At 63.6% G+C, this 21807-nt stretch carries 24 protein-coding genes; 15 read left to right on the top strand and 9 right to left on the bottom strand.

Translation table 11 applies throughout. The annotated features are described in order from the left end of the window. The first annotated feature begins 254 nt into the window (after window positions 1–254). The 4 genes from MOX02_RS01740 to MOX02_RS01730 all read left to right on the top strand — a co-directional run bounded on the left by MOX02_RS01740 (window position 255) and on the right by MOX02_RS01730 (window position 3295). Window positions 255–977, top strand: a complete 723-nt coding sequence (locus MOX02_RS01740) for an acetoacetate decarboxylase family protein (protein ID WP_147024006.1) — start codon at window positions 255–257, stop codon at window positions 975–977. Window positions 978–1090: 113 nt separating this feature from the next. Next, complete coding sequence (locus tag MOX02_RS32630; RefSeq protein ID WP_280525305.1) at window positions 1091–1222, top strand: hypothetical protein; 132 nt, start codon at window positions 1091–1093, stop codon at window positions 1220–1222. Window positions 1223–1604: 382 nt separating this feature from the next. After that, a complete protein-coding gene (locus tag MOX02_RS01735; RefSeq protein ID WP_147024005.1) occupies window positions 1605–2603 on the top strand; it encodes an alpha/beta fold hydrolase in 999 nt (332 codons plus the stop codon). Window positions 2604–3073: 470 nt separating this feature from the next. Beyond that, window positions 3074–3295 (top strand): hypothetical protein, encoded by a 222-nt coding sequence (locus tag MOX02_RS01730; RefSeq protein WP_147024004.1) that lies wholly within the window; start codon window positions 3074–3076, stop codon window positions 3293–3295. A 112-nt stretch (window positions 3296–3407) separates the two neighbouring features. Here MOX02_RS01730 and MOX02_RS32890 read toward each other — a convergent pair whose 3' ends face one another. The 5 genes from MOX02_RS32890 to MOX02_RS01715 all read right to left on the bottom strand — a co-directional run bounded on the left by MOX02_RS32890 (window position 3408) and on the right by MOX02_RS01715 (window position 7481). Further along, window positions 3408–3644 carry a DUF6894 family protein gene (locus MOX02_RS32890; RefSeq protein WP_373866704.1) on the bottom strand — a complete coding sequence of 79 codons (237 nt, stop codon included), beginning with the start codon at window positions 3642–3644 and terminating at the stop codon, window positions 3408–3410. 225 nt (window positions 3645–3869) lie between these two features. Next, window positions 3870–4190, bottom strand: coding sequence for a DUF4267 domain-containing protein (locus MOX02_RS01725; RefSeq protein WP_238178971.1), 321 nt, complete (start codon window positions 4188–4190; stop codon window positions 3870–3872). Between the two features lie 996 nt (window positions 4191–5186). Then, window positions 5187–5345: a hypothetical protein gene (locus tag MOX02_RS30930; protein WP_170267619.1), complete on the bottom strand. Its 159-nt coding sequence runs from the start codon at window positions 5343–5345 to the stop codon at window positions 5187–5189. 399 nt (window positions 5346–5744) lie between these two features. Continuing rightward, complete coding sequence (locus tag MOX02_RS01720; protein ID WP_147024003.1) at window positions 5745–5963, bottom strand: hypothetical protein; 219 nt, start codon at window positions 5961–5963, stop codon at window positions 5745–5747. Between the two features lie 1338 nt (window positions 5964–7301). Further along, window positions 7302–7481, bottom strand: a complete 180-nt coding sequence (locus MOX02_RS01715; protein ID WP_147024002.1) for a hypothetical protein — start codon at window positions 7479–7481, stop codon at window positions 7302–7304. Between the two features lie 206 nt (window positions 7482–7687). On the opposite strand from MOX02_RS01715, the gene MOX02_RS01710 reads away from it, so the two are divergent. From MOX02_RS01710 to MOX02_RS01690, 5 genes are all read left to right on the top strand, one after another. Beyond that, window positions 7688–7867, top strand: coding sequence for a hypothetical protein (locus MOX02_RS01710; protein WP_238178968.1), 180 nt, complete (start codon window positions 7688–7690; stop codon window positions 7865–7867). Window positions 7868–7978: 111 nt separating this feature from the next. Continuing rightward, window positions 7979–8269, top strand: a complete 291-nt coding sequence (locus MOX02_RS01705) for a DUF6894 family protein (protein ID WP_147024000.1) — start codon at window positions 7979–7981, stop codon at window positions 8267–8269. 171 nt (window positions 8270–8440) lie between these two features. After that, entirely contained in the window at window positions 8441–8980 is a 540-nt protein-coding gene (locus tag MOX02_RS01700) for a hypothetical protein (RefSeq protein ID WP_147023999.1), read from the top strand. Window positions 8981–9796: 816 nt separating this feature from the next. Beyond that, window positions 9797–10057, top strand: coding sequence for a hypothetical protein (locus tag MOX02_RS01695; RefSeq protein WP_147023998.1), 261 nt, complete (start codon window positions 9797–9799; stop codon window positions 10055–10057). A gap of 382 nt (window positions 10058–10439) precedes the next feature. Then, window positions 10440–11216, top strand: a complete 777-nt coding sequence (locus MOX02_RS01690; RefSeq protein ID WP_238178969.1) for an OmpH/Skp family outer membrane protein — start codon at window positions 10440–10442, stop codon at window positions 11214–11216. A gap of 67 nt (window positions 11217–11283) precedes the next feature. Here the strand turns inward: MOX02_RS01690 and MOX02_RS01685 are convergent, their stop codons facing one another. Together MOX02_RS01685 and MOX02_RS32625 are read right to left on the bottom strand one after the other, a co-directional pair. Beyond that, window positions 11284–12594, bottom strand: coding sequence for a polyhydroxyalkanoate depolymerase (locus MOX02_RS01685; RefSeq protein WP_147023996.1), 1311 nt, complete (start codon window positions 12592–12594; stop codon window positions 11284–11286). 312 nt (window positions 12595–12906) lie between these two features. Next, complete coding sequence (locus tag MOX02_RS32625) at window positions 12907–13038, bottom strand: hypothetical protein (RefSeq protein ID WP_280525304.1); 132 nt, start codon at window positions 13036–13038, stop codon at window positions 12907–12909. Window positions 13039–13213: 175 nt separating this feature from the next. Between MOX02_RS32625 and MOX02_RS01680 the strand changes: the two genes are divergently transcribed. Continuing rightward, window positions 13214–13468, top strand: coding sequence for a hypothetical protein (locus tag MOX02_RS01680; RefSeq protein ID WP_147023995.1), 255 nt, complete (start codon window positions 13214–13216; stop codon window positions 13466–13468). A gap of 704 nt (window positions 13469–14172) precedes the next feature. Here the strand turns inward: MOX02_RS01680 and MOX02_RS01675 are convergent. Both MOX02_RS01675 and MOX02_RS01670 read right to left on the bottom strand, forming a co-directional pair. Continuing rightward, window positions 14173–14961 (bottom strand): SapC family protein, encoded by a 789-nt coding sequence (locus MOX02_RS01675; protein ID WP_147023994.1) that lies wholly within the window; start codon window positions 14959–14961, stop codon window positions 14173–14175. Continuing rightward, entirely contained in the window at window positions 14958–15653 is a 696-nt protein-coding gene (locus tag MOX02_RS01670; RefSeq protein WP_170267616.1) for a SapC family protein, read from the bottom strand. The genes MOX02_RS01675 and MOX02_RS01670 overlap by 4 nt, the downstream gene beginning before the upstream one ends. Window positions 15654–15997: 344 nt before the next feature. Between MOX02_RS01670 and MOX02_RS01665 the strand changes: the two genes are divergently transcribed. From MOX02_RS01665 to MOX02_RS01645, 5 genes are all read left to right on the top strand, one after another. Then, window positions 15998–16864, top strand: coding sequence for a hypothetical protein (locus MOX02_RS01665; RefSeq protein WP_147023992.1), 867 nt, complete (start codon window positions 15998–16000; stop codon window positions 16862–16864). Window positions 16865–16901: 37 nt separating this feature from the next. After that, complete coding sequence (locus MOX02_RS01660) at window positions 16902–18587, top strand: DUF4214 domain-containing protein (protein ID WP_147023991.1); 1686 nt, start codon at window positions 16902–16904, stop codon at window positions 18585–18587. Window positions 18588–18909: 322 nt separating this feature from the next. Next, complete coding sequence (locus MOX02_RS01655) at window positions 18910–19416, top strand: class I SAM-dependent methyltransferase (protein ID WP_210250364.1); 507 nt, start codon at window positions 18910–18912, stop codon at window positions 19414–19416. A 9-nt stretch (window positions 19417–19425) separates the two neighbouring features. Next, window positions 19426–20613 carry a glycosyltransferase gene (locus MOX02_RS01650; protein ID WP_147023989.1) on the top strand — a complete coding sequence of 396 codons (1188 nt, stop codon included), beginning with the start codon at window positions 19426–19428 and terminating at the stop codon, window positions 20611–20613. A gap of 270 nt (window positions 20614–20883) precedes the next feature. Further along, on the top strand, window positions 20884–21807 hold a 924-nt coding region (locus tag MOX02_RS01645; protein ID WP_507762755.1), incomplete at its 3' end, for a type I secretion system permease/ATPase.

The following is a 21807-nucleotide window of genomic DNA, read 5'->3' as shown; positions in this document are numbered from 1 at the left end:
CAGGCAGGATTACAAACTTCCACCTATATCAGCATACATTTCTATTCTGCAGATGAGCCTCCACATCTTTACCAAATTCAAGTATATCAAAGACAAAGGAGGGCGGCTGGCCGCAGCGATTGTCGCCAGTGGGTGTCACGTTTCATGCATGGCCGTTCTTCAAGATTGATTGCTGGCCTTGTCGCCTCGCTGGTCTGATATTCGACTAAGCCGGCATGATATCGAGAGACCGAGTCGGTGAGGATGCGGCCAAGGTGGGTACAGAGATAGATACTTGGCTGACAAGTCCGGCTGGTGTGGTCTACCCGCCAGCCCCCTGGAACCTTCGCGGCACCGCCTACGTGTCGCTATGGCAGATCCGAGCCTCCGCCCTGCCATTCGATGCTGTGCCCGGACGGCTGCGTCCCATATCGGCTTTCGGTCGGGTGGTCGTCGGGACGGCCTTCGCAATCTACGAACCTGCCGGCGACTTGGCCTACCATGAGGTGCTCGCTGCAGTGCAGGTTCACGGGGGCACACGCCCGTCGGTCACCGTGCCGTTCGTCTGGGTCGATCATCCGGCTTCTGTTGCGGGCGCCCGCACCCTCTGGAGCATTCCTAAGCAGGAAGGCGTCTTTGGAATCCCACTCGCCTTCGAAGCGCAACAGGTCGAGCTTGAGGCTCGAGCCGCGGGCAGCGACGGCCAACTGATCGCAGCTCTTCGCTTCCGGAGCCGTACTTCAATACCGGGGCGCTGGCCGGTACCCCTGAGCATCCTGCAGGAGACTTTGGACAAGAGCAGCGGCCGAGGCGTGCAAAGGACACCGGCTCAGGTCTGGGCTCGTGTCTCACTCGGCGATGCAACGTGGAGCTTCGCCCGCCAAGGGCCGCTCGGCTTTCTGCACGGACGCAATCCCCTCGTGAGCGCCTCGCTGAGGCAGATGACCCTCAAGATTGGCGGCCGTGATCATCTCCCTTCCGAGAGGCACAAGAGTTGAGAGCGTGCCCCGACGTTTCCGCGAAGAGGCCTGTCAGGCACCGCGCAGTTCGCGAGACAGGAGACGTGGATGGCTCCGCACGCGCGTTGATGCTGCACAGAGGGAGGCCGGGCATGAGGCACTTCCTGGAGTGGCACACGAAGATCCCCTTTCCCGCCTGGGTGGCCATCCTGGTGGCTGAGACCCTCGCCTATGGCGTGGTCATCATCGCGATATATGCCGCGGCGACTGCCAGCTTGCAGTGAGCCTGAGCCCAAGAGCCCGAGCGCGATCCAGTGCGTAACGATTGCTTAACCGCTCGGGCCGAGCCTGCTGGTGCTCGCTGTGCCATTACCCCTCACACGGCGACAGCCCCCGCCGGCTCACTCTGCGACAGCTGGCGGGGGCCTTTCTCCCCGTGATGCGAGCGTGACCGTCCTCACGGATGCTGGCGGTCAGATAAGGCATTCCGCTCCGACCCGAGGAGCACGCCAGTGACCGCCAACTTGCTCGAGGTTGTCCGCGTCGCGCTGTCGATCTTCCTCGGGACCACCCCCTGGGCATCGGGCGTTTCGAAGCGCCCGTATGCGCCATCTTCGGAACATGCCGGGGCAGCCTCAGCTTGACCACTGAACCAAGCGAGGATGCATGGACCCCAAACACACTCACGCCCATCAGAAGAAGTCCGGCAGCCGCAGCCGGCTCGCTCCCGCCCTGCTCGGGGCAGCCACAGTCCTGGGCGCTTCAGCCCTCTACACGATCGCAAAGTCCCGTGAGGCAGAGCGGCGCCATCCGCCGATCGGCCGCTTCATGACCGTGAATGGCGTGCGCCTGCACTACCTGGAGCGCGGGAAAGGCGAGCCCCTGGTGCTGATCCACGGCAACGGCACCCTGATCCAGGACTTCCTGGTCAGCGGCATCGTCGATGACCTCGCCAAGCGCCACCGCGTCATCATCATCGATCGACCCGGCTACGGCTACAGTGAGCGGTCGCGGGCGCTCTGGACGCCGCGAGCACATGCAACCCTGTTCCAAGCAGCCCTGGAGCGCATGGGCGTGTCGCAGGCGGTGGTGCTCGGGCACTCCTGGGGCAGCCTAGTCGCGGTTGCTCTCGCACTGCAGGCGCCGCAGCTCGTGCGCAGCCTCGTGCTGGCGTCCGGCTACTACTACCCGACGCTGCGGGCCGATGTGGTCCTGTTCTCGCCGCCTGCGATCCCGGTCATCGGGGACGTGATGCGCTACACCGTGTCACCGCTCGTGGGACGGCTAATCCTGCCGGGTCTGATCAAGGCCATGTTCGCGCCAGCCGAGGTGCCGGAGCGCTTCGACGAGCAGATGCCCAAGGAGCTGATGCTGCGTCCCTCTCAGCTGCGCGCTGCGGCCGAGGACGCGGCCATGATGACCCCTGCCGCGATGGAGCTTCAGGAGCACTACCGCGAGCTGAAGCTGCCGGTGGAGATCATCACCGGAGCTGACGACCAGATCGCCGATGTGGGGCGCCAGTCGGAGCGGCTGCACCGCGATCTGCCTCGAAGCGAGTTCATCGCTGTTCCGGGGCAGGGGCACATGATCCATCACCTCGCACCCGAGCAGGTCATCAGGGCGATCGATCGTGCCTCGGGGCGAGGTCGCGCGAAGGCCGCTTGAAGGTTGAGCGGTGCCGTGAGGCGTTCAACCTGTTCGCCGCCCCGACTTGCGGGGCGGCTCTTACGACATTCGCCGCTCAACAAGCGACTTCCGTTCCCGAGCGGACCGGTCGGTGGCTAGGTGCGGCCGACGGGATGAGAAAAATCCCTTCTCGCTACAATCGGTCGGCCGTCCGGGGAAAAAAGGCATCACTGGGAGCCGGCTCCGCCAGCGGCACAGGCGCTGGGCAACGACATGAGCGTTGGCTCGCGGCGCGACCCTACGAACCAGATGCAGGGCTCTCACCCCACCAACGGCTCGCAAACCGGACCGGCTGGGTCAGCCTTCGGTGAAGCGCGGTAGCGGCTGCCAGTGCTCTGGGCACTTGAAGCACACTGGAGAAGAGTGAGGACAAACACCCGTGAGGTGGCGCCAGCCTCTCGCTACGCCGCTACACAGAAGGCACGTGGGCGCCTGAGCTGGAGCGGCCAATGAAGACGGGCTTCCTCCTCGTCCTGACGATCTTCTCCGGGCCACAGAAGGACGAGGGGACCGTTGCGGCCTTCGAGACGCGCGACCGCTGCGAGCGTGTTGGCCAGATGGCTGTCGAGCAGGCCCTTAAGGAGTTGCGGGAGAGAGGGATCAGAACCGGCTCGGCATGGTTCCGCTGCCAGGAGGTGAGGGGAGGGAGCATTGGCGATCTGACGAACTGAGGCAAGAGACCGCGGAACTGTCACGGTTTGAGTCACCGGTCGCGCTAGAACGCTCCACCGGACAGCCCGGCAGGCCGGCTTGATCCACGTTCAGGGGCCTAACAGGACGCCGCTACCTCATCCACTCTGGGGTTAGCGGTAGGCGAGCGCGGAACACGATCCTCCCGCTCTCATCGCAGATGTGCGCGATGCAGTCTCGTCGGTCCCCAGGTGGGCGCGTATCGCGGGTAACATCACTCAGTGGACCAATCACCTCATCGCGTGCCCTGTTGAGGTCGGGAAACTCCCGGCCGTCATCGTCGAAGCAGTGTCGCTGCCCGTCGTGGAAGTCGAAATAGAACAGCGGCATGTGGCCCACCGCGGTAGAGCTAAACTCACACGGGCGACTCTATCAGACGAGTAAAGTTCCGAGCAGAGCTGCTCATTTTTATTTTTGTAATGCGTAGTACAAATAATACTGGAATGTTATCCCAAATATGTCCGCAGAAACTTCTCCGCGAGGAGTCTTTCTATTTCATCCTAGCCTGCCCCATCAAGTCAGGCCCATCTGCGGGAAGCAGTATGCCGCACGCCTTCAACTATGTGGCTTTCGGCCTCCCGGCCGTAGAGATTCCGCACCACTTGGCCGCCGAGACACCCAGGCGGCGATGAGGGCCAGCATGACTCCGCTCAGGACGTGCAAAGCGATCTGCCATGCGGCTGCGGAGCCCAAAGTCCAGACCAGAATGACGTCACACACGGGGATGAACACGCTGGCTCCCAGCACAAGGCACACAGCGCGCCGTGTCGAGAACAAGGCTAGGCTGCCCAGGTACAGAGCCAGGGCGACGTCACGAAAGCCGATCGCACGCAGATATCCCACTGAGACGCCGCTCGGAGCCGGGATGCCGAAAATTGCTGCGCCGGCAGTGGGAAGGGCGATAAATAGGCCACCAAGGCAGAGGAAGACGACCGACAGACCCTAACCGACCACGTGCTCGGCTCTGCCCACGAGAGGCGCTGCGAGGTCGTTTGCGAGTTCCCATCCATCGGAGCGCCTCGTTGCTGCGGTTTCTAGCTCCACGGGAAGATGCCTTTGCGTGAGTGTGTTCTTGGTCCGGGACGCCCACCGGACCTTCCTCTTCACGCAACGATCACCGAAGGAGACGTCGTAGGCGTCTTCTCTCCAAACGACCATGGCTAGAAGGGCGAACCAACCACATGGTCGCGTGTTAACCTGTAGCAACCTCCCAGAAAAAAGGCCGCCCCAAGGGACGGCCCGAAGTCTTAGGAGGAAACGCCCAAAGAGCGTTGCAATTCCGGAACACCAATACGGGATCTGCCTTCTGTCAACTTGAGGAAATTTGCAGAGTTCCACTGGTTCAGGTTGTCAGACAGGCTCGCTAACGGGCGAGCCTGTTCTGCGTTCAGAAGCAATATAGTGGTCACTCAAGCTGAACTTGCGACAGCTTAGGACGTTCCGAAAGATAGGCAATCCGTTCCGCGTGATCGTCATTAACTCTGGTCCGCATCTGCTCCGTCTCAGTGGCCCCTCCGAACGGGCAGTTGCGGATGCAGCCGAAACCGCACTTCGCCACCTAGACGGAGGTACCCTCGGAGTCGCAGTCCAGATCGAGTGTCGCGACTCAGCCGCTGGTCGGCGCATCGCCGCTTACCTCGTAGACGTTGCGGCTGAGCTTGCGCTCATCGCCTCAGAGGAGTGCCAGCAGGATTGACGACGAAGTCGGACCACGGCTCGTCCCTGACGAGACCCTCTTGGGTGCTCACGAACCGACGCCTCGGGCGGTAAAGGCGCCGCTTCTGATCTGAGCGGAAGCGGCAAATACTACCGCTCTGCTCTGGTCCGCTCGCGCAACAGCGTCCGAAACGGCAGCGGGTACCTACCAGCCGCCTACTCAGCCGGTGTCAGATCGTCGGCAGACCACGTTTCCTGAACTTCGCCGACGTGCACGTCGTAGGCTTCGCCGAGGTTCCAGACACCGACGACCGCGCCTACACGTCCGTCAGGCAGGCGGACCCGATCAAGGTGAGCGAACGGTGAGAGTTCCATGTGAGCGTCCTCCGTGTTCGCTCCAACAGCTACACCGGCCCCTTTGATCCCGCTGCCGCATTCCTGGCCCGGATCAGCGTTCCGGAACTCGCCTCCTCAAACCTCTCCTCAAGCTCGCCAACCCCACCTTTGATCTCAAGCTTGGCCTCGTTTTGCCATCAAGAGAAGCAGTTGAGCACCATCATCAGCGCGAGCACGCTGGCTGGCCACATCGCCTATCAAGCTCGGTCGCCCGAGACCGCACTGGAGTGTGCGAGTTTCCATGGAGACCGAGCAGGCGCAGAACATGCAAGTCAGCGCATGCACGGAAGCGCCTACGATCCCGAGGCCTTCGTTCGCCCGCAGGCGGCCGGCGTCACGAATGAAGCTGTGTCGGTGGCCAGGAACCGAGCCTGCGAGTTAGCCCTGTGAGCCGGGACCAAGCCTCAAGCGCGTTGCAACGCCATCGGCGGCCCATAGCTTCGTGACGAATTCCGCGTCTGTGTCGAAGGCCACGGCAGCGATATGCATGCCGAGAACGGGCGCAAAGACCAGCACCATCATGATGACAATGGCGGCGGCGCTGTGATCACGTCGCGCAGGCTTTTCCGCACGCGAAAAAATGTTTGGGAGGGTCATAGCTCACCTTGTCTGACCAGCCGCCAAGGCTGGTCGTGGGCGAGCCGGATCAAGCGATCAGGCGCGGATCACGCAGTCAGCCAGTGGCGGCAAGGTCGATCGACTACTGTCGTCGGGCATGGGGTTCGTGGGTTCCTAGAAAGCCGCAGGGTCGCGCCGAGGCACGAGCGAGCGGAGGTTCGGATGATGGGGTGCAACTCCATCTTCGTGACGGCTCAACGCCGGACGACGCAGATTGGATGCACGGGCAAGAAGGTGGTCCACAGGGCGCTGCGACGAAGGTCGCTGAGCAGAGATGTCAGCTTCAGCAACTGAAATGCAAGGCAGCGCGCGGCCAGCCGCTCAGGACGGGTGGTTCACAAACGCAGGATGGGCAAGCTACTGCGACTTAAAGGGAGCCGGTCTGGCGCCGCGGGTCAGCATGGGTAAAGAGGGCGGCAGTTCGGATGCTGAGAACGAAATGCAGGGGACACGCGTGAGTTCGATACTGAGCCAAGAGCGGCAGCAGAGGGATGCCAAGCTCGAAGAGGTGCGCCGCCTGGACGAGCTGAACCCTGAGGAGCCGCACCGGATGACGCACGAAGCCACGACGCATGTCGCACGGTTGCGGGCCTACATCGCACAGGGGCGCGTGCGGGCGCTGGAGGCGGGCGCACACCCTCACAAGCCATGCGGTGAGCCCCGATACCCCGGCGGCGATTAGTCGGACAGCGCTGCGCCCTGACGGCGAAGCTTGCCCTCGCGGGCAAGCGCTCACTGATCCTGTAGAACCTCGCTCACCGAGGTGAGGTTCTCATCGGCTTCGGCGCCAACTATGCGGTTAGGTAGCCGCACGAAGTTCGTGCGCGCCCCTGAAGGGATCCCTGCGTACGTCAAGCAGCCCTTCGACTCGAAGGCACCGCGAGGCGGTTCAGTGGACCGCTCATCAGGCGCTGGATCAGCGGCTCGAACTTGGCCGGTAGCGGCTCACGCACTGGCACCGGGAGCACATCGCGCAGGCCGGAGGCGATGCCTCTGACGACACATCCGAGAGCTTGGCGGTCGAGATCAACGACTGGACGCCCGGCTACGGCGACCTTCGAACAGGCCGCTGCGCCGGAAGCAGTGTGAAGAGCATACATTACGCGCTCCTTGAGTTGCCCAAACCCGAGGTGCAACTGAGCGGCGTCACGTGGAGAGAATGTGGCCGAGTACTGCGTAAGGGCGCTTTGAAGGCTGGCCCCGCCCTTTTGGCGACAGTTGGCCAGAAAGGGTACGGTACGCCGAGCAAGCATCGATACAGATCGTTCCTGCGGCCAGCAGAGTGGTTCTGGTGCTGCGCGGCTGGGCGCGGACACGCTAATCCTGTCTTGGCTCGACCTCGTGTTCTTCAGCAATCTGTTGCCGGTCCTCGTCAAGCTGTGTCGGATGCGAGCTCTGGACTGGCGGGAACAAGCTGCCGAGGCCCTGCGCCACACCGTGCAGCACCGCGTCAAAGGCCGAGCCGAGAGGGCGCGGATGAGGGTCGCTCTTGATCATGATCCAAGGATGGGTCGCGCCGGATGAGCGCTCAGTTAAGGGACAGAGCAGAATAATGCTGCTCTTAGCTCATGCTAATCGCGCAAACGGAAAATCGTTCACGTCGATGAGATCGCGCCGAGAAGATTTCTCGTCGCACGCTTCCTGTCACGGTTGCGGTGGCAGGTGTGGCTGCGCGGTGGCATCCCCGGTCAATGAGCACCGATGTGACCTACCCCTACACCCTTGAGATCAAGCCCTGCGAGAAGCCCGAAGGGCACTTCACCTGGATCATCCGCGAGCGAGGCAAACGCTTGCAACGCTCAGACAAGCCCCACTCGTCGGAAGAGCTTGCCCGAAAGAAAGGCGAGGCAGAGATCGAGCGACTTTTGGGCCCGGTCCGATGAGGTCACGCTGAACGCCGTCAGAAACCGGCCTTTTGTGCCGAGAATCGCCGCAGGTTATTGCGGCACGGCTGAGAGTAGCCGAGGGGATCGCGCTGCTCGTGGGAGGCCGTCATGCCTCGCTATTTCATCGACGCCATCATCGGAACGCACGTCTACCATGACGCGGAGGGCTCGATCCTGCGGGACGACCTCAGCGCTCTGGATCTCGCTGTCTCGACGCTGCACGACCTTGCGCGGATGCGGACGGCAGAGGGCCGGAATGTCCCAATCAGCGCGACGGTGCGCTCCGAGCGGGACACCTGCGTCTGCACGGTGCGAATGGATCTCGCTATCGAATGGAGTGCTGCAGTCGCTCCTCCGCACGACCAGCCCGAACGGATTCGACTGCCGGCAATCCACTGAGCTGCGGCTCGGGCAGGCTGAGACTGCGCCGAAATGGCCAAGCCGGTACGCCGTGCTCGTCCGGCCGAATTCGTTGCTGTGTGAGGATTCGACGCCCAAGCATGGGACGGTGCCGGATAATAAGCGGCAGGCGCAGAGTTGATCCTGGGGGCGGCTACAGGATCAGCCACCATGACAGACTTCGACCACATCCTGAACTGGACGCTGAAGCGGGGCTCGCATCCTTTCCCTGGGCCGGACGGTGGCACCTGCATCAACGAAGCTGCCCTCGTCGCGTGCGGCTTTCCATACCAATCGGTGCGTTCACCCAATGAGATGCCACTGTGCTTCTCGCGCCCGATCTGCCGGCTGGCGCTGCATCTAAACGATGAGGCCAGCGACGCCGAGCGCCTGCGCCTGATCCCCTTCGTCACTCGACTTGCCTGTGCGGACACGCCCGAGATCGAGGAAGAGCGAGCCGCCTACATCCGGGCGCGCATCAACTTGGACAGCTTCTACCTGCCTCACGTGTCGCTCACGGATGGCATTCGCGTCCTTGAAGGTGCCCTGGCCATCGGGCGGCAGGCAGACCTACTCGCTCTCGATGATGTCGCTGCTCGCCTCGACGCGGCACGTGCAAAGACAGCGCCGGCAGCGAGTAAGCGCGCCTCCGTCTCGCAGAAGCTCAAGGCGTGGCTCGGCGTGTCAGAGAAGGAGCCCAGCGCAGCCTGAGATCGATGTAGCTCCAGCCCGGCTCCGTCGGCGCAACACGACGGGGGCAGACTTCATCCGTCAGTGGGGGAGCGCGGGCATGCCCAGGAAGAAGCACGCGAAGAGCCAGCCTACGCGAACGATCGTGGTGTGCATGGCCGCCGGCCCTCTCGGTGAGATGCCGTCATAGAGGAGCGAACATTACCGGAACATTGCTGAGGGGTGACCCTGCTACCTTATGCAGGTCGCGGACCATCGCTCCCTCGCCGGAACCGAGCGACACCGAGGCCGGTACAACCAGCACCTGCGCTGGGCACACCCGTGAGCCGCGTCAGCAACAGGATCTGGGTTCGGGTCGTACAAGGCCGGGCTCGGCCGGCTCAGGCCTGGATGGACATGGGCCGTGAAGCTCTGCAAGCTGACAAGGAGAGGCCCCGGCGCTGCACAACGCCGGGGCCTCTCCGTGTTGGCAGTGCACTGCCGCTGCGGCTCCTTCGATCCTGACGCGGAAACCGGTCGCCTCAAGTCGGTCCGGCGAACCTCTTCCCACCGTCAATGCACGACCTCGCACATTGACGCTGGCGCGAGCAGGAATCGTCACGAGCCTGCAACAAAGGTTATAGTCAAAAGCGCCGCTCGGTATATCAGCCTCAGAGGCTGCGCGAGTGTCTGCGGCCTCGCCAGGGTCTTCGGCTTCCACTGTGCTTGTGGAGGCTTCACCATATCACATGTCAAGCAGACATCCCGCACAATGAGGATGTCTCGAATAGTGCTTCAAGGGCGTCGGCTTCGTCGCCGCCTTACAGGGAGACGCGCCCCGTGCCAGGAACCACTCAGGTGAACGAGAATTTCCCGCCTCAGATCCAGAAGGCTCTGGCTGAGTGCATCGCTGGCGCTCAGATCTCTGAACGCAAGGCGGACGACTACCTCAAGCTCGCGCAGGGCGAGGCAGATGACTCGATCTACGAGGCATGCTGCTCGATGCACCGGTTCTATAGTTCCATGCACGAGTTTTTCCGTGAGGAGCAGATGGCGATCTCTGCTCTCCTGAAGCCTGATGGCGGAGCCGTTTCACCTTACGAGGCTACGGCTGCGTGACGCGGCTGGATCTCTGTTTGGCCTGAGCAGGGACTTGGCCGGCTTCCCTGCACTGGTCTCACTCCGATGAGCGTATTCGCCCCGTCACAGAGCGGTTGTATGGCTGCTGTGCCTGTGCGAGGTCGGAGCGTCCGTACAAGACACTACGGGAGAGCCCAGGCTGGCGTGAGCCGGTCGTGGCGTCGTGGAGCAACCGCCCCCGGAAGCTTCAAGGCACAATCCCGCAGAGTTGGACGATCTGGAGTGTGGCGCATCCCGCGCCCCGACGAGCCGAGGCTGCCGTTGCACGGGCAGATCCGGTTCCCAGGTAGCTCGCGACAGAGGGGGGCAGCCGGTTGGTTTGTGAGCCCTTAAGGCTCGCTGTCGTGGAGAGTTGACGGTCGTGCCAGACGATATCGGGTATGAACTCGACGGGCCGGACCGAGACTGGAACTACGAGCGGTCTCGGGCTGCGTTGTTCCAGCAGATCACGTCACCTGCCTACACGACCGACGCCGAGGGTTGGTTGACCTACTACAACGAGGCGGCAGCCGATCTCTGGGGTTACCGGCCTGAACTCGGCAAGACACGCTGGTGTGGCTCCTGGCGGATCTTCACGACCGAAGGTGCGCACCTGCCGCTCGACCAATGCCCCATGGCGGTGGCGCTGAAGGAAGGCCGGGCTGTGCGCGGGGTGCAGGCTGTGCTGGAACGGCCAGATGGGACGCTGATCCCCTTCATGCCCCACCCGACGCCGCTGCGAGACGCCTCGGGCGCGATCGTGGCCGGCTCCAACGTGCTCCTGCCGCTCACCTCGCCGGCTGGGTCGTCGACCTTGGGTCCTGCAAGCGAACGTTGGACTGAGGTGCCGCCCCCAGATCTGCCGGAGGGTCTTGGACTCGACGATCTCACGGGCTGCCTCCAGAGAACCTTGGCTGCGCAGGCTGATGTGGAGTTCGGCTTTCAGATTGACTGCGAGCGGCTGGAAGCGTGGTCCGGTCCGGAGGCCGAGAAGCAGCGCATCGTCCGACAGCTTGAGAGCAAGCGGCAGAGACAGCGCACCTTGCTGAACAAGCGGCTCGACCAGCTACAGGAGCGGGCCAAGCGGCTCATGTCGGAGGCCCAGCAGGGGAGCGCGGACGCGAGGAGGATCGTAGATCCTCGTAACACCGTTCACTGACGCCGCTCGCCAGCGTTAGACCGCAAATGGCGCTGCCTTGTGTGGGTGCCGACCGGCGCAATTCGGTTTAAGCGCCCCTCTGTGCGAGGGCTTCGCTCGCAATGAGCGCCGCTGCTACGAAGGGCTCTGCTTGCACCGCATCTGGGCTGGGCGCGGTCACATCGGCGAGTCCCACCGTTAGCTCGCGCGGCAGCAGGTCCGCATTCTTCTGCATGAAAGCCGCGATCTTCGGCGCGATCTCGGCCCGGAAGCGCGCGCCGTTGAAGATGCCGTAGTGCCCCGCTCCCATCTGGAGATGGTATGCCTTCTTCTCGGCCGACAGGTTCGTGGCGAGATCTAGAGCCGCGCGGGTCTGACCGATGCCGGTGATGTCGTCCTTCTCGCCCTCAATCGCCATCAGGGCGCAGCGGCGGATGGCGCTGAGATCCACGGGCTCGCCCCGGTGCCGCATCACGCCGCGAGCCATCGCATGCTCGATGAACACCGTCTCGATCGTCTGGAGGTAGAACTCCGCAGTGAGGTCCATCACCGCCAGATACTCGTCGTAGAACTCCCGATGTTTGGCGGCCGAGTCACCGTCGCCCCGCACGAGATGGTTGAACATATCCCAGTGCGCCGACTGGTGGCGGTTGAGGTTCATGCTGATGAAGCCGGCCAGTTGCAGGAAGCCGGGGTAGACCTTGCGGCCATAGCCTGCGTGCGGCCACGGCACGGGATGGGTGCAGTGTTGCCGGAACCAGTCGATGCTACGCTCCTGAGGCAGCCTGTTCACGGCTGTCGGCGAGCGGCGTGTGTCGATGGGGCCGCCGATCAGAACGGCCGATTCCGGCACGAGCGGGTGATCCTCGGCTTCCATGCGGGCGATCGCAGCGAGCACCGGCACGGAGGGCTGGCAGACTGCCATGACGTGCAGGTCCGGTCCGAGGGCCTCGAACATCGCCATGCAGTAGTCGATGTAGTCGTCGAGGTCGAAGCATCCGGCGGCCAGCGGCACCTGCTTGGCGTCCGCCCAATCGGTGATGAAGACCTGATGCGTATCGAGGAAGGCCGACACCGTGCCGCGCAGGAGCGTCGCGTAGTGGCCCGACATGGGGGCCACGATCAGCATCCTCGGCTTCGTCGAGGGCTCACCGAAGGCGATGACGCGGCAGAAGGGGCGCTCCCACACCACCCGCTCGGAGGCGGGCAGGCCGAAGGCGGGCTTCGCGTAGCTGCGAGTGCCACGCTCGAACAGCTCACATGAGGCAGCGACGGCACGGCTGGAGGGCATATAGGTGAATGGACTGAGCGGATGCTCGTAGGCGTTTCGGGCGGCTCCTGCGGCGATGCGTGCTGGGGTGAGCATCAGGTCACAAGCATCGCGCATCAGGTAGAGCATACAGACCGTTCCTCTGGCCGCTGAGGCGGGCCGCACCTGAGATGCCTAACGCGTGGCATTATGATGCGTTGCGCGGCGAGAAGTCGAACAAACTGCCTCCGGCGGCGGCATTATGGAGCACGATAATTCCGATCTGGCCATTGTACCTTTTGTTAGGGGAGCGCTTGCCGTGCGACTGATGCGGGCACGCAACAGCAATTCGCCGAACGGACGGACCGCGTCAGCACCTCGAACAATTCAGCGTCATGAGATGTGCATGCTGAGGAGCCACAGGCGATCTGCCTGCGGCTCCTTCCATTTTTGAGCAGCCAGTCACCACTGCGCTGCTTCACCAGCCATCCTCTCAACGATGGCCTTCGCGAGCCGGATCGTGCGCTCATCCAAATTCTCGACAGCCTTCGGCAGCAGCCGCACGTCGGGGACGCCAGCCTTCAGCATCGTCAAGCGAAGCTCGTGGCCACGATGGGTCGCAAGCCGCCCCTCCCGGCGAGTACCGTGCGTCGGATTAGGACGACTTGAACGAGATCGTCTCGCTGGCGGTCCGCCGCGGTCGGGGTGGTCGCAGAGATCAGCCCTTGAAGCTGCCGAGCACCATCAGGACGGTTGGGCGATCCCGCCGTTGACCCACGTCAAGGCGCGCCCGTGCGATCTGTCCTCATCTGGTGAGACTCGCGCGGCTTTCGCCTTGCAGCGGCCGATGCGAAGTCGTGGAGTGGGCCTGCTGATGATCCAGAATGATCCGGCTACCGTGCTGAACCGGGACAGCGACCTGATCTTGCCCGCGATCTTGGCCGCGACGGCCGTGCTCGCGGTCTTCACCGCGATCAGCGCGGTCGTTCTGGGATTCGAGATCGCGGCACTATTCGAGCATTAGCGGATTGACCACGCCACTCTGTGAGAGGGCGGACAGTTTGCGCAACGGGATGCGGCGCTGAGCGGGTACGCTCTGCACCCGGCATTTGTTGCGGACGGCTGAGGGCTCGGATGCGAGCCTCGGGCCTATGTCTCTGGCCAGCGACACCGAAGCCCGAGGGATCCGAGGCGCGATCCGGCGGGCCTACATCTGGTACCGCTTCATCGTCCTCGCGGTCGTCGAGGCCTTGAGGGCGCTCATCCATGAGGCTCGTCAGCCCCGTCTCAAAGACGGGCCACCGACACGGGATCAGATCACTGCTGGGAGAGGCGACTGAGCGACGCCGCCGGCTGGGCGGCGGTTCCGCTGCGCTCGCCAACGCAGCGCTCGCTGGCTGGTCGCGGCACGGCTGATGCGAGCGAGAGCTTCTGCGAGACTGCCGGATCCGACGTCGCAAGGCGCCGCTCGAACTTGAACGTCTGCGGATTCGCGGTCACGCGGCCGTACGATCTGAATATTACGCGCAATAACGTATCCGCTCGCGATGGCGAGCCACCGCAAAGCCGGCTAGGGATGAGCGCCGTCTCGACACGGCACTGGAAAACCCTGACTCGGCGGCCCCTGGTGGGCCGCCGCTTTTCGTTCTGGTCTTGTTGCGACCTTTGCTCAAGGCTGGAGCAAATTCGGTGCCGGGCCGCACATGCCCAAAGTGATACGCGCCGGTCTCAGAACGAGATCTTCTCGCTCATGTCGAGCCAGTCGAGGTCGGCAGGAGCGGCGGGCGGCACGTAGGTCGGAGCGAGCGGTGCGGGGCGTGTGGGCGCTACTTCGGGTGGCGGCTCGAGAGTCACAGCGGCCGGTTCGGCGCGGGGCATCGATGCGCTGGAGAAGGCCGCGGCGATCGCAAGTTCGACGGTCAGCGCTGAACGCGCGTACCAGTCGCCGGCTTTCGCGGCGAGGACATCGGCGGGGCGGCCCGCCGAAACGAAGAGGAGCGGCTCCGAATCACGTCCGGAGTGCCCAGGCCTAGGCTGCGCGATGCCTTCCTCGACAATCTGGGAGGCGGCCGTCTGCAGGAGAGCGCCGCCGGCGCTCGCCTTCCGGACCTGGTCCGCGACGCCGCGCGCTTCCTGCGTCAGCTTGCGGTCCGCCGTGGTGAAGGCGTGGCTGCCGGAGACGCCGACGAAGCCCGGATCCAGCAGTACCGCGCAGGCCTCGTGCGCGTGCACGAAGGGATAGACGCGGAGCCAGAACGGGACGTAGCCGGCCTGCCAGGAGCCCTTGTCGTCCACGAAGCGATTCGTCTGACCGGCCGCGTCGCCGAGATATGCGACGGGCAGCCACTGCTCGCCCTCACGGACGAAAGCGATCGGGTACTCGCGGGCCGCGCGCAGGATCTCGGTCTGGATGAGCGGGACGTAGAGCCGATCACGGGCGAACTGAAAGGTCTTGGCGAACGACCAGTGCAGGTTCTGCAGGCGCTCAGGCGAGAGGGCGACGCGGGCGAAGCTCATGCCGACTCTCCTGACGCAGTCTGGGCTGCCGTCGCTTGGGCGGCCAGACGGCCCGCCCGGTGCTGATCGACGAGGCGCTGCATATTGAAGAGCGAGAGATCGTGGAAGGTGACGAGCTCGGCAAACGGGAAGCCGTGCTGGGTGACGATCTTCGCGAGGCGCTCGCGCTGGGCAGGCGCTCGGGCGAGCACACACAGCCCCCCGAACTCGATGCCGTCCTCGCCGATCTTGAGACGTAGCGGCCAGTCCTCAAGGAGGCCCTCGGCGGCGAGCGCCTGCGTGTAGGCTGCCGTTCGGTCCCGGTCGCTCGCGAAGACCCGAAGCGCGTTCATGCGATGGGCGGCTGGCCCGGTGAAGCTGCCACTTGATTCGAAGACCGCGGTCCCTTGACGCTCCTGCTTCGGGACGGCCGCCTCGATCAGGACGGCGCTCTGTCCATCCTCGCCGGCCGCCACACTGATGGCGAAGGGGTAGGCCTCCATCAGAAGTGGGCGCGTCAGACCGGGCGCAAGCAAGTGATTGGCGCCCACAACGAGAGGCGACAACGACAAAAGTGCGACGAACTCGAACTTGTCCTCGATGCGGCGCCAGACCAACGGGAAGTGGCGCGCGAGCGACTTCGCCTCGACGGCTACAGTGGGTGAAAAAAGGATCTCCTCGAGACCTTCATAATCTCGAAGATCGAAGATCATCTCGTCCGAGCCCTGCTTGAGGGCTCTTAGCGATCGATACATACGGGCTTCCTGCTCAGTGTCGAGGGAAGAATACTAAGCCAGACATTTGCCACAGTGTGACCGAAATCAGGTGTGGCGTTCTGGTTACAGCGTAAGGTTAACGCTCCGTAGGGCGGAGACTCAGCACTTTTCGCGTACGATTTGGTTCAAATTGTCTTGACGCGCCGCAGCGAGCCATGGCTTAAGAAGGCACAGTTAAGTGCCGGTAAAAACCGGCCGGGCGTGAGGGGTTTCCTCCAGTGAACAGCGTCGGCACGACGCGCGGGCAAGTGTCCGTGCGAGCGATGGATGTCGCTCGCGGCATGTTTGCGCTGCGCTATGTAGCAACGGCCATCCGTGGTGTCGCGCCTCGTGTGGTCCTGACCGTCGATCCGGATCGGGCCGACGATGTTCGCATGCTCTCTAACCCGGGCGTTGCGGCCGGTGTTCTGCGTCAGCCCGGTGATCTCTGCGTCATCTCGGTCGAGCGCGACGCGACTGTTCTGATCACCACCATCGGTGAGGGTGCGGATCACCCGGAAGCCGTGACGCTGCAGCTCGATCGACTGGATCAGAGCGCGCCGAGTGCTGGTCGTTCGAATTCGAGGCTTGCTCTGGCGGCTCCTCAGGCGAGTGGCGGCTCTGCCGCGTCCGACGCCGGAGATCGGGTCATTCCGCTGCGCATCGCGGGGCATGTCGAGCGCAAGGGCGATCTCTTCGTCTCCGGCGGTGACTGGCTCGGTGACCCGGACAGCTCGGCGCGTATCGAGGGCTTCTCGGTGCAGTGGCCGCGCCGCCCCGCCAACGTCGACCTCTCGTACGGCTGCGCGCTTCTCGGGCTCGGACGCCTCCCGGACGTGGTCGCGGGCGAGTTCGTCGGCACCCGCATGCAGGCCCGCGCCATCAACGGCGTCACCTTCAAGCTGATCGGCGAGGACGCCGATGCCTACGCGCTGATCGTCGAGGCGGTCTTCAGCGACGGGTCGCATTTCGGGCCGGCGCTGGCGCCGGTTGATCTGAAGGGGCCGACGGGCCGCGAGCATCTCGTCGGTCTTCGGCTCCAGCTTTCCGAGGTCAAGGTCAAGGCGCCGCGCTCTTCGGCGCGTGTGAGCGCCAGCACTCGGCCTGAGCCGGCGCCGCGCAAGCCGGCCCGTATCTTCCGGGCGCCGCGATCCTCGGCGTCCATCTGAAATCACGAACATAACTTATTGATTGTAGGGGGTTAAGGTGGCTGATCCGTATTCGCGGCCGGTAGAGCAGGTCAAAGAGAACATCATCAAGAACCCTCAGGCTGAGGGCTTGAAGAACGCGCTCGAGCAGCTGCTCAAGACGCGGCCGAATACGAGCGATCCGAACAACATCGACATCCAGAACGTGACACCCGGTACGACGGTCGACCCCACGGTTGAGGTGGCCAACGTCGACGCCAGCCAGGGCGGCAACGTGACGGGTGCCGGTAAGGCCCCGGTCCTCAACATTTCCGGCTCGGGCACAGTCACCGGCAAGGTCGAGAGCCAGTTCGTGTCGCTCGACAGCGGCCAGGCCAACCTCACCTTCAACGGCGCCGGTCCGACGACCGTCGTGGCGGGCTCGGGCGATGCCAATCTCTCGCTGACGAGCGCCGGTGGCTCGACCATCGTCGCTGGCACGGGCGATCTGAATATCGTCGCGGGCAACGCCGGTGTTTCCGGTGACCTGACCCAGACGCAGCACGCTACCGTCAATGCCGGCAGCGGCGATGACACCCTGACGCTCGGAGCGGGCTCGTACAAGCTCAACCTCGGCAGCGGTGACAACACCGTCACGCTGACCAGCTCGGGCTACAACGTCTCGCGTGATGCCGATGGCAACATCGTTCTCAAGAACGGCAATGAGACCTCGACCCTGACGAACGTCGACGTCATCAAGCTCACCGACGGCTCGACGATCGTGAACGCGTCCACGGTCGACGAGGCCATCATCAGCCGCATGTACGTCGCGGTGATGGACCGGACCGCCGACGCGAACGGTCTCTACTACTGGTGGGACCAGTACAACTCGGGCAAGCTGAGCCTCGAGCAGATCGGCGAGCAGTTCCTGGGTGCGCCGGAAGCGGGCTCGCACGGCCTGGGCTCCACGGTCACCAACGAGCAGTTCGTCAATGCCGTGTACCAGAACCTGTTCGGTCGCACGGCCGATGCGGGTGGTCTGGCCTACTGGTCGAACGAGTTGGCCACCGGCGGGATGTCCCGGGCGGACCTGCTGCTCGGCCTGACCTCGACGGCCGAGGGCGCTGGCGCGACGGCGCAGACGACGCTCGTGTCGGAGCGCGCTCCCACCGAGAGCAGCCCCGTCTACGCCGACATCAATCTGGCCGACGGCTCGCAGACGGTCGCCGGCGGTTCGGCCTTCGACACCGTGAACTTCGGTCTGAGCAAGGCCGACTTCTCGACGGTGGTCGACGGTGGTCGCGTGCTGGTGTTCCACGCGAACTCGGGCACCGCCACCACAATCGAGAACTCGGACTTCATCAAGTTCACGGACGGCGTTCTCATCACGGCGCACACGGCTGATGAGGCCGTCATCGGCCGGATGTACGAGGCGGTCATGGCGCGCGACGCCGATGCCAGCGGCCTTCAGTACTGGTGGCAGCAGCATGCCTCCGGCCAGAGCATGGAGGACATCGCGCACGCCTTCATGCAGAGCCCCGAGTTCCAGCAAGGTGCTGGCAAGCTGGAGAACCCTGCCTTCGTCGACCAGATCTACCAGAACCTGTTCGGCCGCGACGCCGATCAGGCCGGTCACGTGTACTGGACCAAGGAGCTCAACGCCGGCATGTCCCGCGAGGACTTCGTGCTCCAGCTCGCCTCGTCAGGCGAGGGCGCCGACAAGACGGCCGACTCGATCAAGCTCATCGACCACACGGGTCATTAAGCGAGCTTATCGAACGAGACGGAGAGGCCGGGCTCTTGAGCCCGGCCTTTTCCATTCCGGTTACGGCTTGGCAGTTATCTCGACGAAGAGGCCGGCCTTATTTCGTCATTAAGGTCGGCTACCGCCTGAACGAAGCGCCCCTTCGAAGTCGGAACGCGATGCGAAGGGGTGGAGACGGTAGCGAGCGATGGGCGCCCCCTTGCAGGCAGACGCGGCCGAGAGATCGACGCAGGTGCGGACGGTGCTCCACGTCGGCTGCGGCGTGTACGCGTCCGAGAAGCTTCACCCCGTTTTCCGGGACGGGACTTGGCGCGAGCTCCGCATGGATCTCGATTCACGCGTAAAGCCCGACATCGTGGGGACGATCACCGATCTATCCGTGTTCCGCGAAGGGAGCGTCGAGGCGATCTGGTCATCGCACAACGTCGAGCACCTGTACGATCATGAGGTGCCGAAGGCGCTGGCTGAGTTCCGGCGGGTGCTGAAGCCGACGGGCTTTGCCCTTATCACCACGCCAGATATCGAGGCGGTCGCTGAGCTCGTGGTGCAGGGAAAGATCGACGAGGTCGCCTACGTTTCGCCCGCGGGACCGATCACCGCGGTCGACATGCTGTTCGGTCATCGCCCATCGCTGAAGGCGGGCAACGCCTTCATGGCGCACAAGACCGCGTTCACAGCGAATCGTTTGGGGCGCTTGCTCGTCGAAGCGGGGTTTGAGCGCGCGGTCATGCAGAAGGGATCGCATTTCGACCTGTGGGCGCTCGCCTTGATGCCGGAGTCGCAGCCGCCTGCTACCCTGCTCGGCGAGGCTGTTGCAGCCAAGCCGTGATGCTGCTGAATGGCTCTGCGGGTTCTCCTCGTTCACCAGTCCTTTCCCTCGCAGCTGATCGCTGTGCTGGAGGCGCTTGAGCGGCGAGATGACGTCGAGCTCGCCGGCATCGGGATGAATGCGTACGCGCGAAAGGGGTTGCGTTACAGGCAGTATTCGCCTGTACCGGTCGCGCAAACGGGCGACATTGTCATCGATGATCTGGCCTCGAAGGCGACGCTGGCGGCGGGGGCAGCGGCCGCGGCGCGGGCACTCAGTTATGATGGGTTTGTGCCCGACATCATCGTGGCGCATCCCGGCTGGGGCGAGGCCCTCTACCTGAAGGATCTGTTCCCGCGCGCGAAGCTCGTTTGCTACTGCGAGTACTATTACCTGCGTTCGGGGGGAGAGGTGAACTTTGACCCAGAATTCCCGCCAGCGCCTCCGGAGGTGCTCCACCGGATGCGGGCGCGCAATGCCATCACGCTGGCAAGCCTTGAGGATGCCGACGTGTGCGTGGCGCCGACGCCGTGGCAGAAGTCCACCTTCCCGGCGATGCTGCATGCGAAGATCGAGGTCTTCCATGAGGGTGTGGAGGTCCCGCCCGCTGAAAACAGGGGAACCGACCGCGCTGCGTCCGGAGGGCCATCCGTTAGTTTCGTGGCGCGGCACCTCGAGCCGCACCGTGGCTTCCACACCTTCATGCGGGCTCTTCCCCGCTTGCTTCGGGCAGATCCCTCGATCCAAGTTTCCGTGATTGGTTCTGATCGAGGCGGATATGGCGCGCCTCCCTCCGACGGACGTACCTGGAAATCCGTGTTGCTGGAGGAACTCGACAGTTCGATCGATGAGGCGCGCGTGCGGTTTCTCGGGTCGATTGACCGCCGACGCTACCTCGACGTGCTGCGACACTCCGACGTGCACGTGTATCTGACGTATCCGTTCGTTTTGTCGTGGTCGGCTCTTGAGACTATGGGTGCCGGTAAAGCGATGGTGGTATCGGATACGGCGCCGGTGCGTGACTATTTCGCAGACGAGTGTGCTGCGGTCGTAGATTTCTTTGATCCGCGCGCTCTGGCAACGCGCGTTTCAAGCCTGCTTCGGAACTCTAAAACACGAGCAAGCCTTGGGAGACGCGCCGGTGAGGCTTTTCACGACCATCAGCTCGCGCGCCACCATGGACGTGCTGCGTGGGAGCGACTGTTGATGTCGGTATGATGCATGCCGGCGTGTGTGACTGCTCCGCCGTACTGGGGACGAACACTGGGGCTTCGCGCGGAGGTAAGCTTAACGTTGAGCTGTGGTGGCTCCTTGATGATGCCGCAAACAACTGGTCTAGCCGACTGCGTTGCGATGCGGCAGGAGTGCGACCGACGAGCGTGTCCGGTCGTCTCTAGGTCGGCTCTTCCGAGCGGTGGCACAGCCGCGCGCGCGGCATCGTTGGCAGAGATCGCTGCCCGTTGAAGGCGGGGTAGGAGAGTCGGGGCGATGGGGGGGCAGGCGAGACGGGCGCGCGACACCGACGCGGAGACTCCGCTCGACCGCGGCATTCGGCTGATCCGGCCTGGTGTCATGCACCTGTGTGTGCTCAGCCTCGTGATCAATCTTCTGAGCTTCTCGACTGTGATCTACTCGATGGAGATTTTCAATCGAGTGCTGTCGACAAGGAGTGCGAACACTCTGATTGGGCTAACAGCGATCTTCTTGCTCGGGATGGTACTTGCCGCGGCGCTCGTTGCTCTGCGCGCGTCCGTTTTGCGGAAGATGGGGATCGCCCTGAACGAGGAAGTCTCTGCGCCGCTCTACGACCTCGTCTATTCCGAGACGCTCCAGACGAGGCGGTATGATACAATGGGCGCCTTCCGCGATCTCGAAGCCGTACGGACATTTCTCTCAGGCCAGGGACTAGCACAGATCCTCGATCTCCCATGGATCCCCATCTACGTGCTGGTCGCCTTTGTCATGCATGTCTGGCTTGGTTTGGCGCTTCTCGCATCTGTTGTTGTCGTGCTGTTGCTTGCGGCGTTGAACGAGGTTTTCAATCGCGCGAACTTAAAGCAGGCCGGCATCTTCGCGGAGCAGAGTCAGAAGCTTCTGGCGACAGCCACGCGCGAGGCTGAGACCTTGCACGTGATGGCGATGGTGTCGGGATTTCGCGAGCGCTGGCTCGGAACTCACCAACACGCGGCTGCGTGGCAGCTAGCGGCCGCCCATCTTTCCAAAGGCATCTCACTTCTTCTCAAATTTTGGCAGTCGTTCACCTCGTTCGGTCTGGTCGCACTGGGCTGCTATCTCGCCATTGGCGGCCACGTCTCCCCCGGTGCCATGTTTGCTGTGATGTTCATTGGTGGGGCATGTGTCGGGGTTGTCCAATCCGCCGCGAACCAGTGGCCCTCGTTTTTGCGAGCACGG

This window comes from Methylobacterium oxalidis, from assembly GCF_007992195.1.
Lineage (GTDB): Bacteria > Pseudomonadota > Alphaproteobacteria > Rhizobiales > Beijerinckiaceae > Methylobacterium > Methylobacterium oxalidis.
This window is presented reverse-complemented; position numbering and strand designations above follow the sequence as displayed.